The organism is Streptomyces sp. CB01580 (assembly GCF_001905795.1).
In the GTDB taxonomy this organism is placed as follows: Bacteria; Actinomycetota; Actinomycetes; order Streptomycetales; family Streptomycetaceae; genus Streptomyces.
The window spans coordinates 1-14,695 of the sequence record NZ_LIXJ01000036.1; the positions used below are offsets into that span (position 1 = coordinate 1).

Genomic DNA, 14,695 nt, shown 5'->3' on the forward strand with positions numbered 1-14,695 from the left:
CCGCGGACCTCGGCGACCATGCGCACCGCACGTCGGCGCAGCTCAAGCGGGTAACGGGAAGCTCGTCAATAACAACTCGAACTGACACAAGCCGGATCACGAGACACTAGTGCCGAGCAGAGCCATACTCTTTCCCCTCTGCGCACAACAGTTCTTCTCCGGGTGCACAGCAAGGCCGCGAGCTCTGTCCGGGACGCGGGTCGGCGTCGGCGTCGGCGTCGGAAGGAGCTCGGTGGCTTCCCGGCCCGGCGCCCGAGGCTTCGCCGGCCGGTCGGCGGTCAGCTGCCGGACATCTGTCGGGGGCGGGAGGATGTCGAGGACCGCCATCATGCCCATGTCCTCGTGGTTGAGGATGTGGCAGTGCAGAACGGTCCTGCCTATGAAGTGCGTGAAGTGGACGCGGATGACGATGGAGCCGCGCCTGGGGATGTTCACCGTGTCGTACACGCTGTGGGAGGGGTCCTGCAGGTGGAAGCTGTGGTCCTCGTCGCTGTCGTTGCGAATGGTCCACTCCTCGACGGTGCCGAGAGTCGAGGTGAAGTCGGTCCGGTTCGCATCGAACGTCCGGCCGTTGATGTAAAAGACCGTGCCCGCCGCGTTCTCCGTGTAGACCATCGTCTTGCCTGCGGAGATCGTCGCGCGACTCAGGTCCTCCTGTGGGGCGAAACGGCTCGGGATCGTCGCCCGGCGCATGGGTGTTCCGCCGGTGATGAGGGTCGCGAGGTCGGCCCGGGGGAATTGGTTGCCTGCCGGGCCGGTGTTGTACGGAAGCGTTTCCAGGCGGGCGGTGCCGGGAGCGCCGCCCTGGACCAGGACATCGAAGCGTGCGGCGGCGGGGATGAGCCGCGTGTCCTCGGCGTGGATCCTGCGGACCGGAACGCCGTCCTGGGCGATCACGTGGAAGCGGGTGCCTGGCAAGTGGAGCTTGTAGTAGATGTTGGCGCCGATGTTGGCCAGACGCCACAGCTGGGTCTCGCCCGGCCGGATGCGGATCACGGGGTTGTGCTGGCCGTCGACGGTGCGGTTGGTGGGGGCACCGATGCTCAGGGGATGGGTCTTGATCGCGTCGCCCTCGACCTGGAAGTCCTTGAGCGCGATGGTGTGCTCGGTGACGTGGCGCAATGACGGGGGCAGGTGTCGGTTCAGGCCGTCGACGACGATGATGCCCGATTCGCCGCCGTCGACCTGGGCGGCGGAGAGCATGTCGGCGTGTGAGTGGTACCAGTAGGTGCCGGTGGGGTGGTCACGCGGGAGCTGGTAGGCGTAGTGGTAGGACTGCCCGTACTTGATGGAGATGAAGATGTCGTCGGCGGGGGCGCGGGGCGAGACCACGAGTCCGTGCGTGTGCAGGTTGGTGTACTTGTCGGTCTTGTTGGTCATGGTGAGGTCGATGCGGTCGCCCGGTCGCACGCGCAGCGTGGGCGGCATGTAGGCGCCGTTGTAGGTCGTCGCGTACAATTGCCGGTCGCCGACCTGGACCTTGCGCCGCTCCACGACGATGGTCGCCCGGAGCACGCCGCTGCGGCTGACGAGCTCCGGCGGATCCCGGAGCAGGGGGCCGACGCCCTCCGGGGAGGGGTCGCCCTTCGCCGCGAGACCGTACGCGGCACGTGAGTGCTCTCTCGGCGTGTGCCCCACGTCGGCGGACAGTCCGGCCACCGTCAGCGCCAGGCCGAGCACCGACGAGGTCAGGGGGAAACGGATGTTGGTCCGAGTCACGTCGCTCCCAGGGAATCCGTGCGACCGTGCGGGGTGACTGCCCGGCCGAGATCAGTGTCGGAGTACGGACAGTCCGCGGAATCCGAATCGTACGAGTGACGGATGGGCCGACAAGGCGGGCGGGCCGCATCCGGACGGTGCCGCCCTCCACTCGAACGCCCCGCAGCAGCCCCCACCCTGAACAGGGCTCCAGTCCTCCGGGAAAGCAGGGGACGGCCACGACGGTTTCGTCCTCGGCTCTCTCCCCCGCCTTCCGTGTCCGGGTTCGGGACGGCGCCCCGGCATCGCCAGGTCCAGGGCTGGAACGCCAGTCTTTTCAGTCGGCGAAGGGCTGTCACCTCCAGGCGCGCGGAAGGGTGAATCGTGGCGCTGGTCGTTCGAGCCGGCTTCAGGTCGTGCGCTGCGGGCCTCCCGGCGCACCGGGCGTCGGCCGCGTTACGGACGGCCCGCGGCCGAGACGGGGATGGTGACGCGCCGCCTCCCGTGCTCTCCGTGGCGCACGTCCTGCTGGAATCCCGGCCTCGCACTCCCCCTGAAGCCGGGATGTCCGCCCTAGCGGGCCAGTCGTAGTGGCGACGTGAGGAGACCTACGTACGCTTGGTCGCGGAGGAGGACAGACTTCCTGCTCCGAGGGGGCTACTGCGCAGTGCTTTCACAAGGAGACCGACGTGCCAGTTCCCCCCGAGGGTTCCCGACGTCCGGAGACCGACGCCACTGGATTCACGGCCTCGCCGCAGTTGACCAGATCGTTGCAGCAGATCGTGGTGGATCTCGTCGAGCTGCACCTCCAAGGCAAGCAGGCCCACTGGAACGTGGTCGGTCACAACTTCCGGGACCTGCACCTGCAACTCGATCAAATCGTTGACGATGCACGCGAGTCGGCCGACGTCATCGCCGAACGCATGCGCGCTCTCGCGGCCTGGCCGGACGGCCGCTCCGACACGGTGGCGGCGAGCACCACACTTCCCGGGTTCCCGGAGGGGGAACTGAGTGTGAGCGCCGTCGTCGATCTCGTCACCACGCGCCTGCGCGCCGCCGTCGATACGGTGCGCACCCATCACGATCAGGTCGACAGCGAGGACCCCTCGACCGCCGACCTGCTGCACACGATCATCGACTCCCTCGAGAAGCACGCCTGGATGGTCAGCGCGGAGAACCGGACCCCCTGACACCGTTCACCGCATCGCCCCCGGAGACGGAGGCGAGCTACCGGGAGAAATACGATACCCATCGATCCGACGGCAACCTCGATCACCGAGGTGGTGCAGAAGACCTTCGAAGGCGCGGAGGACGAACGCGTCAAGGAGTTGTTCATCCGCCTGGTGCAGCACCTGCACGACTTCACGAGGGAAGTGCGGCTGACCGGTGAGGAGTGGTTCAAGGCGGTGGACTTCCTCGAGCGTGTGGGCAAGACCTGCACTCCCACTCGCCAGGAATACGTCCTCCTGTCCGACATCCTGGGCGTGAGTGTCCTGGTGGACCTGATCCACCGTCCGGATGGTGGATCGGTGACGGATTCGACGCTGCTGGGCCCCTTCTACGTGGAAGGCCGGCCGAAGGCGGAGAACGGATCGGACATCTCCGGTGAGGTCACAGGGACTCCGATGTTCTTCAACGGCCGGGTGCTCGACTCGGACGGCACCCCCGTGGCCGGTGCCAGGGTGGACACCTGGCACAGCGACGGGGAGGGCTCCTACGACGTGCAGATGCAGGACAGGCTGCAAGGTGAGCCGGCCATGCGTGCCCTGCTCACCACCGACCACGACGGCCGGTTCTGGTTCCGGTCCGTGTCCCCGCGGTATTACCCGGTCCCGGACGACGGGCCGTGCGGGGAGATCCTGCGCGCCGCGAACCGGTCGCCGATGCGCCCGGAACACTTGCACTTCTGGCTGCATGCCGAGGGCTTCGAGCCTCTGATCAGCATGCTGGTCCGCGGTGACGACCCCTATGTGGAGCGGGACGCGGTCTTCGGGGTCAGGCGGTCGCTGGTGGTGGACTTCGTCCGGCACCCAGCGGGGGAAACCGCTCCGGACGGCACCCGTGTGGACGAGCCGTTCCAGACGGTGGAGCGGACATTCGTGCTGGCTCGCAAGGAGCGGTGAAGGTGCCCCGCGTCCCGCCTGGTCCCGTCGAGTCGGTCGGCCCCGCCGCCCATGACGGTCACCACGCGGAGTCAGCGCCCGGCAAGCGCGCATCCGTCAAGACCCTCGTCGTCGACTCTCAGGTGCCCCTGGACCTGGTGGCCCTCGGCGGTGTGGCCGGACGGCCCGCCCGGAGCACCGGGCCGAGTTCCCACCTGTTCGCCACCGACGACCGCGTAGTCCCTCTCCCGGGCCGTGTCCCGCACGCGCGCGAGCGCTGTTCCCGGGGCGCGCCCGCGCATTGCCCGCCCGGCGCGCCGATGTCCCGGACGGTGAATTCCTTCGCGGGTGCTCGGACTCCCACGCAGGTGCAGGCGTCACGCAACGCATCTGCCGGGAACTCGGTCACTCCCCCGCACGCGGGACGAGGCACAGAGGTGCGGTCGTGAAGCAATGGACCAGGCGCGAGGACGAGCGGCTGCTCACCGGGCGGGGCCGTTATGTCGCCGACATCGAGGTACCGGGGTGTCTGGACGCTGTGTTCGTGCGCAGCGACGTGGGCCATGGCACGGTGCGGGACGTGGATTGCCGCGCCGCTCGTGAGATGCCGGGGGTGGTGGGAGCCTGGTCGGCCGCGGACCTGTCGGCGTTGCCCTCGTGCGGGCCGACCGCAGCCCACCTCCGGGATCTGCCTCCGGTTCCGTACACGCTGCTGGCCGGGCTGTCCACGGCAAAGGCCGTGGCCGGGCGGGAGTGGCCGCCCCTGGTGAAAGAGCGGGTCCGGTATGCCGGCGAGGCCGTGGCGGTGGTCCTGGGAGAGGACCGCTACCGGGCGGAGGACGGGGCTGCGGCGGTGTCGGTCCGGATCGATCGGCTGCCCACAGTGGCGACGCCGTCCGCCGCGGCGGACGACTCGGTCCGGCTGTTCGACGGCCTGAGCAACATCGTCTTCCTCGGCGAGGCCGGGAAACCGATCGAGGAGTCGGTGTGGCGGGAGGCCGCCGTGGTGGTGGAGGGCCGCTATCGTCAGCAGCTGCTGATGCCCACGCCGATGGAGTGCCGGACGATCCTCGCCGTGCCCGACGGGGACGGGCTGACCGTGTGGTCGGGGCATCAGATGCCGCATCGGCTGCGGCGCGAGCTGGCCGAGCTGCTCCGGTGGCCGGTCGGCCGGGTGCGTGTGGTGGTTCCGGACACCGGCGGGGCGTTCGGGTCGAAGAGCGCGACGTTCCCGGAGTTCGTCGTGGTCGTCTTCCTGGCGGTGAAGCTGGGCCGGCCCGTGCGGTGGACCGAGGACCGGATGGAGTCCATGCAGGCCGCGACCCGGGGGCGGGGGCAGGACCAACGGGTCCGGCTCGCCGCCGACGCCGATGGGCGCCTGCTCGGATACGAGTTGACGATCGACGCCGACGTGGGCGCCTACCCGCACCTCGGGGCGGGGTTGCCGATGCAGACCGCCTGGATGGCGACGGGCCCGTACCTCACTCCGAAGGTGCACGCGACCGTCCGCTCGGTGCTGACCAACACGATGGTGACGTATCCCTACCGCGGTGCCGGGCGGCCGGAGGCGACGATCGCACTGGAGCGGGCGATGGACGTGATGGCCCGTCGACTGGGAATCGATCCGGCGGAACTGCGGCGACGCAACTTCGTCCCGCCCGAGAGCTTCCCCTACGAGACGCCCACCGGCCGGTGCTACGACAGCGGGAACTACGCCGCCGCGCTCGACCTGGCGCTCGAGACCCTGGACTACGGCGCGTGGCGGGTCGAGCAGGCCCGGCGCCGGGCCGACCCGCACGCCCTGCCGCTGGGTATCGGCCTGTCCTGCTACGTGGAACGCTCCGGCGGAGAGGCGGGAGGGCTGCACGAGTTCGGCAGCATCGAGGCCGGGGCCGACGGCATGGTCACGGCCCTGTGCGGCGCGGCCTCCAGCGGTCAGGGGCACGAGACTGTCTTCCCGGCGCTGGTCGCCGATGTCCTGGGAGTGGACGAGGACCGGGTCCGGCTGATTGAGGGTGATACCGGCCGGCAGCCGGAGGGCGTGGGTTCCTTCGCCAGCCGTACCGCCCAGGTGGTCGGCGCGATGCTGCGGCACACCGCTCAGCTGCTCATCGAGGAGGCCCGGGTCCGGGCCGCTCGGCTGTGGAATGCGCCGGTCGGCGAGGTGACGTGGTCGGGTGGCGCCGTGCACCTCACCACGGACGCTTCGACGTCCTTGGACCTGGCCGAGCTGGTACGGGCCACCGGTCCACTGCGAGTGGGCGACCGGTTCGAGGCTGGGATGGCCTTTCCGTTCGGCGCCCACGCGGTGGTGGCCGAGGTCGATCCGGAGCTGGGCACCGTACGTCTGTTGCGGATGGTGGCCGTGGATGACTGCGGAGTGGTGCTCAACCCGACGATCGTGCGCGGGCAGGCCCTGGGATCGGCGGTACAGGGCATCGGCCAGGCACTGTACGAAGGAATCCCTTACGACGGCGAGGGTGTGCCGGTGCTGGCCTCGGGGCTGCTGGACTACCTGCTGCCGACGTTCACCGAAGTCCCGCCCATCGAGGTCAAGGACACCTGCACGCCGAGCCCGAGTACCCCGCTGGGCGCGAAGGGCGCGGGCGAGTCGGGGTGCATCGGTACTCCGGCCGCGATCGTCAACGCCGTGGCCGACGCCCTGCGAATCGCCGACCCCGACCTGCTGCAGATGCCGCTCACCCCGGATGTGGTCTGGCGGGCGGCCCGCGCCCCGAAACCGGAGGAGGTCCGATGAAACCAGCCGCCTTCGACTACATCGTTCCGCGCACGGTGCCCGAGGCCGTCGAGGCGCTCGGCTCCGCCGACGGGAGGGCCCAGATCCTCGCCGGCGGGCAGAGCCTGATTCTCGACATGCGCCTGCAACGACTCCGCCCCGAGCTGGTGGTCGACATCAACCGCATCGCCGGGCTCGACCGGATGAGCACGGACGGCAGCACGCTGCGGGTGGGCGCCCTGGTACGGCACGACGCCTTCGTATCGGCGCGTTCCGTGCCGGGGCCGCTCGGCGCGCTGTTCGCCCGGGCCGCGCCCCACATCGCCCACCCGCCCATCCGCTCCCGCGGCACGATGGTGGGCAGCTTCGCCTGGGCGCACCCCGCCTCGGAGTGGTGCGCCATCGGCGCCGCCCTGGACGCCGACGTCGAGTTGCGCGGCCCGGAGGGCAGGCGCGCTGTCCCGGCCCGGGACTACTTCCACGGCAGGCATCTGACCGCGCGCCGACCGGACGAAATGCTCACCGGAGTGCGGTTCCCGCTCCTCGGCGACAGCACCGGAGTCGGCTTCATCGAGCACCGGCGCACACACTTCTGCTTCGCCCAGGTGGCCGTCGCCGCCGCACTGACCGTGCGTGACGGGGTGATCAGCGAAGCGCGCATCGGCCTGGTCAACTGCGCCGACCGGCCGGTGCGCGCCCACGCGGCCGAGCAGGTGCTGATCGGTGCCGGGGCATGGGCGTCGGTGGACCGGCGACCGTTGGCCGACGGACACCCGTTCGCCCGGGCGGGCCGGATCGCTGCGGAGCAGGACGCCGCGCCCCGGCCGGAACCGTACGCCGATGTCGAGTACAAGCGGCACACCGTAGCGGTCCTGGTCACCAGGACGCTGTGCCAGGCGGTGCGGGATCGACGATCACGCCTCGCCGGACCGGAAGGGGAACCTGTATGAGGATCAGCCTCACCGTGAACGGCGAGGAGCGCCGGCTGGACGTGGAGCCCCGCCGCGTCCTTGCCGACGCGCTGCGGGAGGATTGCCGGCTGACCGGCACTCATCTGGGCTGTGAACACGGCGTGTGCGGGGCGTGCACCGTACTGGTGGACGGCGAGGCGGTCCGATCCTGCCTCGTGTTCGCCGTGCAGTGCCACGGCAGCTCGGTGCAGACCGTGGAAGGCCTCGCAGGGCCCGGCGGTGAGCCCCATCCCCTCCAGCGCGCGTTCTCCGCGGAACACGCCCTGCAGTGCGGCTTCTGCACCCCGGGATTCCTCATGCTGGCCGCCGGCGCCTTGGCGGCCGACCCCGGCGTCGCCGATGCCCCGGAGCGCGTCGACGCCCTGGTCGGCTCCAACCTCTGCCGGTGCACCGGCTACGAGCCCATCCGCCGTGCAATCCTGCGGGCCGCTCGCGAGCAGGCGGGGGCGAAGAGCGAGTGACACCCTGGGCCGCCCGGAGCGCGGCGACCGCTGATGTCCGCCCCGCGCGGTCCCGTGCGGCCTGGTCCTGCCCCCATATGTCTTTTTCGCGGTCCTGCAAGAGAGCCGCGAAAAAGACAACGGGGCCGGCCCGGCAGACGCCCGGCTCCCGCCACGGGCCGCCGCCGGGCCGGAACCAGATGCCGTTGTCCGGGTCTCGCGCGACGTCGAGTGCGGCCGTTGACCGTCGATACACTTACTCCGCCGTCCGCACAGTGCAGCGGCAAGAACCCCTCGCAGGAGGCCGTCAAGGTGCCCACAAGGCCGGTCGGCGGAGGTGGTGGTGCAGTTCCCGGGTGCCCGCATCGGCGAGACCCACACCGCCTGCTGATCGACATCCGATGACGAACCGTCACGGCCAACTACCCCTGGTGGGCCACAGGACGCAGCGCCAGTGCCATCGGTCGACGCCCGCCATGAGACCTCCTCGCAGGCCGGTCACACCACGACGCCACACCCTGACCGGGCGGCGGTCCGCTTCGGCCTGGCGTCCGGGAACGGCAGATGCACGGGGCCCGGCATGAAACCTGATCGGGTGGCGGCCCGCCACTCGCGCGGCGAGACCCCGTAGGCGGCCCGGAACGCCCGGCTGAAGTGACTGGCGCTCACAAATCCCCAACGGGCCGCGACCGCGGCCACGGTCCCCCTGCCCGCCGTCAGGCGGGCGAGGTCCCGCCGACACATGTCCAGACGCTGACGCTGGATCCAGCGGGTCACCGTCTCGCCCTCGAAGCGGAAGAGTTTGTGCAGGTACCGCACCGACAAGTGGTGGGCGGCCGCGATCCGCTCGGGCGAGAGGCCGGGGTCGCCGAGGTTGCGCAGGATGTGGTCCTTCACCCGGGCCAGGGTGGCGAGGGCCGCCTCCGGTGCCTCCGGGGCTGGCCGGCCGCGGCGCTCGTGGGCAAGCGCCGCAAGCAGGCCCAGCGCCGTGGTGGCGAGCCGGGATGCCTGGCGCGGCTCCAGCGAGCCGGCCGACCGGGAGAGAGACTCCAGATAGGCGGCCACGAGCCGACCGGTGCCGGTAGCGGTGTCGAAGGCCGTCGCGGTAAGCAGCTGCAGGTCCTCCTCCGAGACGCCCACGGCAGGTCGCGGCCAGTGGAAGGCCGTAAAGGCGAAAGGCTCCGGAAGCTCCATGACGAACGGCCGCCCGGCGTCGCAGAGCGCGAAGTCGCCAGGCCCCAGCTCCACCCGGCGACCGTCCTGGGCCAGCCGGGCCGTGCCGCGGTGCTGGAGCGTCAGCGTGAGGTGCTCATCCCCGCCGCAGGCAATCAGGCCGGCACTGCGCTCGACCCTCTGCGGGCCGGCCTGTACCAGGGAGACCTTCAGGGCACCCAGACGGTGGCTGGTGATGGTGGCGGGGGCGGGCAGATCCTCGAGCAAGGACACGTCCAGCGGTACGAACGTGCGGGAGACGGCCTCGTGCCAGTACTCGGCACGCTCGGCGGGTGATACCTCGGCGGTGTTCAGAAGGGCGGGCATCAGCACTCTCGGTCAGTCGGCGGGGATCATCGGGAACGGAGGTGCGAAGTGAGGTGTCGACGGCCTCGAACGACGCAGTGCGTTGGGTGCGCGGGCACGTCGAGCGGAAGGGCCTCATGTGCGGCCCCCCGGTAGTACATCGCCGGCACCGGCACACCCGCCTGACGGAATCCGGCCGCTGAGGCATCGCCCTCGTTCCGCACCACGCCAACCTCGACGGTGGCCACCTGCGCCGGGGGAAGCCCGGCGAGCCGGTCCATGGCGCGTGCAGGAACGGGGCAAGCCCCCCGCCTCTGCTGCGGCCCCGGGCCGCTGGTCGTCCCCGCACCGGCGCGTGTGGTCGCGGTGCGGGCAGCCGGGCCCGGACCAGCCGGCCGGAACGGATGCCGTGGTGGCTTCTCGGCGCGCGGATTCGCCCCGTCGGGCGGGCGGTTCGCGGCTCGTCAGCCGCCGCCGGTGGTCCGAAGCGCGCGCCACTCACGCGGCGAGACACCGTAGGCGGCACGGAAGGCCCGGCTGAAATGAGCCGGGTTGACGAAGCCCCATCGCTGCGCGACAGCCGACACGCTCGGCACGGTGCGGCCACGACGGCCCAGCTCGCGGGCGCACGCCTCCAGGCGGCGCTGCTGGACGAGGCGACCCACCGTCACCCCCTCGCTCTCGAAGAGCCGGTGCAGGTACCGCACGGAAATGTGATGGGCACGCGCGATCCTCTCGGGCCTCAGCTCCGGATCAGCCAGGTGGTTGTCGATGTACTCTCGCACCCGCCGGACCAGGTGCTCGTTCGGGGCGACCGGCTCGTCCGCCTTCCGTCCCGCGGCCTGCTGGGAGACGAGCACGCTCAGCAGGTCGGCGACGCTCCCGGCCAGTCGGTCGCCGACCGGAGCGGAAACGGAGCGCGCCGATGCTGCGAGGACGCCGAGGAAGGGCAGCAGCACCGGCCCGCACCCCTCCGTGGGGCCGACGGCCGTGCCCGCCACACACCGCAGGTCGCTCTCGGGCGCACCCAGCAGCCGCCGCGGCAGATGGAACAGGTGGGTGCGGAAGCGCTCCGGGTAGTCGACGGAGTACGGCCGCGCCGTGTCGTACAGTACGAGACCGCCCGGAGCCACCTCCGCCCGGCGCCCGTCCTGCTCGAGCACGGCCCGGCCCGACACCTGCACCCCGACCCCGACCTGCTGCTCGGTCCGCGGACCCCTCGAGATCAGCGCCGCAGTGCGCGAGACCCTGACCGCGTCCGCCTCCAGCGTCGAGAGGCGCACGTACCCGATCCGGTACGACTCCAAGTGAACCGCTCCGTATCGGGTGGAGACTCGATTCCGTGAAAGGACTGAGTCATGGCACGTCCAGCGCTCCCCATGGCCTATGGGCGGTGCACATCGGGGGCGCACCAGTGCGGTGCCCGGGTTCGTATCGGGCGCGACAGGCAGAGAACGGCGCATCGTTCGCCCCAGCAACGCGGTGGAGTGCCGCATCCATATCAGGGTGCGCATTGCGAAGCGCATCCGCACCGCCGATGCGGTTTTGGCGAGGGCGGGGCTGGTGGGACTGCTCAGCGAGAAAACAGCGTAGCCCGGCCGCTTGGAGCCGCTTGCGCTACTCGCGGAGCTCCTTCTTCTTCTGCGCCTCCGCCTTCGGCACCGGCTCCTGTCAGCAGTTCGCCGGACTACTCCGAGTGCGCCTGGACACCCCGGCCCCGCGGAATATCAGCTGCCCAGGCACCAGCCCCTCGGCCGGGCTCATTCCTCGGCCCGTTGGGTGATGGGCGCCTCGGTACGGTCGCCCAGGAATTCGTACCACCGGCGCTCCAGACAGACGTAACGCACATCGGCTTCGACCAGGCTGAGGAATCCGGCCACAGTTTCGGACAGACGTTGCTGCAGCCCCGGGTCGATCAGCGTTCCGTCCTCCGCGAAGGCCTGGTAGCTGTTGGCAAGGCTGAACATGTCCGGGTAGACACGGGTACCGAGGTGCTCCAGGGGGACCCTCAACGCCCACAGCCCTCGGTTGCCGCCGACCAGGGACGGCGAGGCGGAGACAAGCATCGCGTGCTTGGTCTTGAACGGCTGTGGCCGCACACGCGAGACCCAGTCGATCGCGTTCTTCAGCAGGCCCGGCACGGAGGCGTTGTACTCGGGGGAGGAAATGACGAAGGCGTCGGCCTGCTCGATCCTGTCGCGCAGCAAAAGAGCGCCGTCCGGCAGCCCTTCCGCGGCCTCCGCGTCACCGTCGTACAAAGGCATGCCGAAATCGTGCATGGCAGCGTGGTCGACGCTGGCGCCTGTGTCGGAAATCAGCCGGGCCACGAGCGACGCGAGGCGGGCGTTGGATGAATCGGCCCGCAGTGCGGCGCCGAAGACAAGCACCCGCAGCGGGCCTGGCTGGGCCTCCGTCGGCATGTGGTACGTCCTTTCGTCGCAGGGGCCCGTGCTTGGCCCGGGCACCACGCGGACCATTGGTTCCATGCTGAGGCCTTCACTATCCAGGGGCCGGAAGAGCTCGCCCGAAGGAAGGAGGAGCTTCAGCCGGTTGATAAGTCGCTCGACGGTCTCGCGATCACGGTAAAGACCGGCGTCGAAAGTGACGGGACGACCGCCGGCTGCCCTTCCTCTTGCGGTTGGCCACCTGGCCCTTCTTCTCCGGGATAACCGCCTTGGTGCGGTGTCTATGCAGGTGGACGGCGATTGGCACGGGACGAGTACGCCTTGCCCGCGGCGACCCAGACGGCCCCGGACCGTCGCGGAGGTCCTGTCGCCCCCGGACGACCTCCCCCTCTTCTGCGGCATGTCGGCCGGGTTCGAAGACGTCACAGCGGGCGACGCCCGCATAGGCCGGGCGCCGCTCGACGAAACGGTCACGTTCGTCGACGGTCTCTGACACCGTCCCTCTTCGGCCCATCAACGAGCCGTTTCATGCCGCACCCACATAGCGTTTCATATGCCACATTGCGCACGTAATTCCAATGAAAGGCATGTCATGAAGATCGCAGTCATCGGCGGTACCGGACTGATCGGGGCGCAGGTCGTCAAGACTTGAACGCCACCGGACACGAGGCGGTACCGCACTCGCAGTCCACCGGAGTCGACGTCATCAGCGGCCAGGGACTGGACGAGGCGGTGGCGGGAGCCGACGTCGTCGTCAACCTGACGAACTCCCCGACCTTCGACGAAGCATCCCCGGCCTTCTTCCGGACCTCGATGGACAACCTCCTGGCCGCGGCTCACAAGGGCGGCGTCGGCCACTTCGTCATCCTCTCGATCGTCGGCACCGACCGGGTTCCGGAGCTGGACTACTACCGGGCCAAGACGCTCCAAGAGAACATCCTCGCGGCCGGGCCGATCCCCTACTCGATCGTCCGAGCCACGCAATTCATGGAGTTCATGGACGCCGTCCTGTCCTGGACCACCGACGGCGACACCGTCCGGCTGCCCGCCACGCCGATCCAGCCGATCGCGTCCAAGGACGTGGCCAGCGCAGTGGCGGAGGTCGCCGTCGGCGCCCCGCTGAACGGCAGGCGCAACATCGCAGGCCCCGAGATCTTCAACCTGGACGAGCTGGGCCGGGTCGCCCTCTCCCACAAGGGCGACAACCGCACCGTCGTCACCGACCCCACCGCCGGCATGTTCGCCGCCGTCAAGGGCGACGTCCTCACCGACAAGAACGCGCACCTCGCCCCCACCCGCTACACCGACTGGCTCTCCTGACATCCCCGCCTCCCGCGTGTCCTGTCCCAGCCCGGCGGTCTTCTCGTTGCGCGCGCCGGGTGCCGCGGCTTGAGCCGGATGGGGATCCGGCTGCGGTCCCCCGATCCCAGGTCAGGCGGAGGGGGAATCGCATGCAGCCATTCGGTCCCGCCGAGCCACGGCTCTCGGGGTGGGACGGGCCTGTGGACGTCGAGACGGTCGCCCGCCGGCCTGGTGCTGGATGCGCCAGTTTCCGGTGGGCCCAGCGGTCCCGGATTGTCACTGACTGGACAGGTGGAGCAGATGCGGGAGGCAGACAATCTTGGATGTCTATGAGGCGGTCACGAGCCGGCGGGCTGTGCGCGGGTTCAGCGACCGGCCCGTTACGAGGCAGGTGCTGGAGCGGGTCCTGTCCGCCGCGGCTTGGGCGCCGTCTGGATCGAACGTCCAGCCGTGGTGCGCCTACGTGGTGACCGGTAGGCCGCTGGCCGAGCTCAAGAGGCGCGCCGGTGAGCGCGTGGCGGCAGCCGACCCCTGGGACGAGATGCCGATGAACTCGCGGAGCGCTGCGTTGGTCAGCGCCTCGGAGGGGGTGCTCCGGTGAGGTCACCGCTCTGGAGGTCGATCCCCAGATTCCGGTACCGGTCCCGCAGCCCTCGAGTAGTCCTCGCCCATCACCTCGGGCAGGAACTCCAGCTCGATGTCGTCGCCGATCTCCGCGACGTGCGGTTCCTTGTTGAGCGGCGAAGGTCTTCCCTGACATGAAGGCTCCCTGGGCATACCTCAGGTCTCAGCTCCGTCACAGACCCCGTACCCATTACAACCACGATCCTGAAGACTGACAGTCTCACCACGTGGAGATAGCTGAACTCGTTCTGGAGTACGTGAAGACTCTGGTGTGGCCCGTGGTCACACTCACCCTGGTGTGGGGCCTGCGTGCACACATTCAGTACGCATTCACGCGCATGACCAGATTGGAGACGCCAGCAGGCGCAATCGAGTTCGAGGCTGACGCGCGGGAGGTCCGACAGAACGCAGAAGAACTGTCCACGAACTCCGCCTCCGACAATCCGACCTCTGCGGGATCTGATGAACCAGTGCCTGAACAGGAAGAGAGTCCACAAGTTCCATCTCCACAGGATGCCCAGCAGGAATTCGACATTTACGAGTCTGCGAGAATCACAGCTATCCGTTCCCCTGCACTTTCCGTTATCCGCAGCTGGGACTTCCTCCAGGAGGATCTCACCCATGCCTTGAATCAGCGCCGAATCCCCGACCCTCCGAACGGCGATCGATGGCACCCTTGGGATATTTCATGGGAGCACCTGCACAGACTGGGCCTTGAGCCCGGAGCAGTGAGCGTTTACATGTCACTGAAAGACCTATGGGACAGAGCAGCACACACTCGCACCGTGGTCACTCCGCAAGCCGCGAATAACTTCATCGCCAGCTGCCGCGACCTTTCGCACCAGGTGAACGTCAGATACCACACGTAGCACTCAACGGCTGCCGCCTGTCTACTCAT

At 69.4% G+C, this 14,695-nt stretch carries 10 protein-coding genes and 4 pseudogenes; 8 read left to right on the forward strand and 6 right to left on the reverse strand.

Translation table 11 applies throughout. From position 1 onward, the window contains the following. Window positions 1-96: 96 nt before the first annotated feature. Window positions 97-1,719 (reverse strand): multicopper oxidase family protein, encoded by a 1,623-nt coding sequence (locus tag AMK22_RS32875; RefSeq protein WP_073791044.1) that lies wholly within the window; start codon window positions 1,717-1,719, stop codon window positions 97-99. A 668-nt stretch (window positions 1,720-2,387) separates the two neighbouring features. Between AMK22_RS32875 and AMK22_RS32880 the strand changes: the two genes are divergently transcribed. From AMK22_RS32880 to AMK22_RS32900, 5 genes are all read left to right on the forward strand, one after another. Next, window positions 2,388-2,888, forward strand: a complete 501-nt coding sequence (locus AMK22_RS32880; protein WP_073791045.1) for a Dps family protein — start codon at window positions 2,388-2,390, stop codon at window positions 2,886-2,888. A gap of 90 nt (window positions 2,889-2,978) precedes the next feature. Further along, a complete protein-coding gene (locus AMK22_RS32885; protein WP_242434251.1) occupies window positions 2,979-3,821 on the forward strand; it encodes a dioxygenase family protein in 843 nt (280 codons plus the stop codon). A 424-nt stretch (window positions 3,822-4,245) separates the two neighbouring features. After that, a complete protein-coding gene (locus AMK22_RS32890) occupies window positions 4,246-6,558 on the forward strand; it encodes a xanthine dehydrogenase family protein molybdopterin-binding subunit (protein ID WP_073791047.1) in 2,313 nt (770 codons plus the stop codon). Continuing rightward, window positions 6,555-7,487, forward strand: coding sequence for an FAD binding domain-containing protein (locus AMK22_RS32895; protein ID WP_073791048.1), 933 nt, complete (start codon window positions 6,555-6,557; stop codon window positions 7,485-7,487). The genes AMK22_RS32890 and AMK22_RS32895 overlap by 4 nt, the downstream gene beginning before the upstream one ends. After that, the gene (locus tag AMK22_RS32900; RefSeq protein WP_073791049.1) at window positions 7,484-7,969 is read left to right on the forward strand and encodes a (2Fe-2S)-binding protein; all 486 of its coding nucleotides are present in this window, start codon (window positions 7,484-7,486) and stop codon (window positions 7,967-7,969) included. Before AMK22_RS32895 ends, AMK22_RS32900 begins: the two co-directional genes overlap by 4 nt. A 477-nt stretch (window positions 7,970-8,446) precedes the next feature. Here AMK22_RS32900 and AMK22_RS32905 read toward each other — a convergent pair whose 3' ends face one another. The 5 genes and pseudogenes from AMK22_RS32905 to AMK22_RS41445 all read right to left on the reverse strand — a co-directional run. Continuing rightward, window positions 8,447-9,487: a helix-turn-helix domain-containing protein gene (locus AMK22_RS32905; protein WP_079186535.1), complete on the reverse strand. Its 1,041-nt coding sequence runs from the start codon at window positions 9,485-9,487 to the stop codon at window positions 8,447-8,449. A 26-nt stretch (window positions 9,488-9,513) separates the two neighbouring features. After that, window positions 9,514-9,771 (reverse strand): annotated as a pseudogene (locus AMK22_RS42490) (alpha/beta hydrolase fold domain-containing protein); the annotation flags it as partial. A 159-nt stretch (window positions 9,772-9,930) separates the two neighbouring features. Next, window positions 9,931-10,773 (reverse strand): helix-turn-helix domain-containing protein, encoded by an 843-nt coding sequence (locus AMK22_RS32915; RefSeq protein WP_073791052.1) that lies wholly within the window; start codon window positions 10,771-10,773, stop codon window positions 9,931-9,933. Window positions 10,774-11,226: 453 nt separating this feature from the next. Beyond that, the gene (locus AMK22_RS32920; protein ID WP_073791101.1) at window positions 11,227-11,886 is read right to left on the reverse strand and encodes an NADPH-dependent FMN reductase; all 660 of its coding nucleotides are present in this window, start codon (window positions 11,884-11,886) and stop codon (window positions 11,227-11,229) included. 120 nt (window positions 11,887-12,006) lie between these two features. Then, window positions 12,007-12,233: pseudogene (locus tag AMK22_RS41445) on the reverse strand (IS5/IS1182 family transposase); the annotation flags it as partial. A gap of 230 nt (window positions 12,234-12,463) precedes the next feature. Between AMK22_RS41445 and AMK22_RS32935 the strand changes: the two are divergent. From AMK22_RS32935 to AMK22_RS39275, 3 genes and pseudogenes are all read left to right on the forward strand, one after another. Then, window positions 12,464-13,191, forward strand: a pseudogene (locus AMK22_RS32935) (SDR family oxidoreductase). A gap of 301 nt (window positions 13,192-13,492) precedes the next feature. After that, window positions 13,493-13,750, forward strand: a pseudogene (locus AMK22_RS32940) (nitroreductase family protein); the annotation flags it as partial. A gap of 274 nt (window positions 13,751-14,024) precedes the next feature. Next, window positions 14,025-14,666 (forward strand): hypothetical protein, encoded by a 642-nt coding sequence (locus AMK22_RS39275; protein ID WP_143203628.1) that lies wholly within the window; start codon window positions 14,025-14,027, stop codon window positions 14,664-14,666. The last annotated feature ends 29 nt before the right edge of the window (window positions 14,667-14,695 follow it).

Excerpts from the sequence above, each read along its gene's own strand:
- AMK22_RS32895 (WP_073791048.1), top strand. The coding sequence starts at position 6,555 with ATGAAACCAGCCGCCTTCGACTACATCGTTCCGCGCACGGTGCCCGAG.
- AMK22_RS32900 (WP_073791049.1), top strand. The coding sequence starts at position 7,484 with ATGAGGATCAGCCTCACCGTGAACGGCGAGGAGCGCCGGCTGGACGTG.
- AMK22_RS32905 (WP_079186535.1), bottom strand. The coding sequence starts at position 9,487 with ATGCCCGCCCTTCTGAACACCGCCGAGGTATCACCCGCCGAGCGTGCC.
- AMK22_RS32920 (WP_073791101.1), bottom strand. The coding sequence starts at position 11,886 with ATGCCGACGGAGGCCCAGCCAGGCCCGCTGCGGGTGCTTGTCTTCGGC.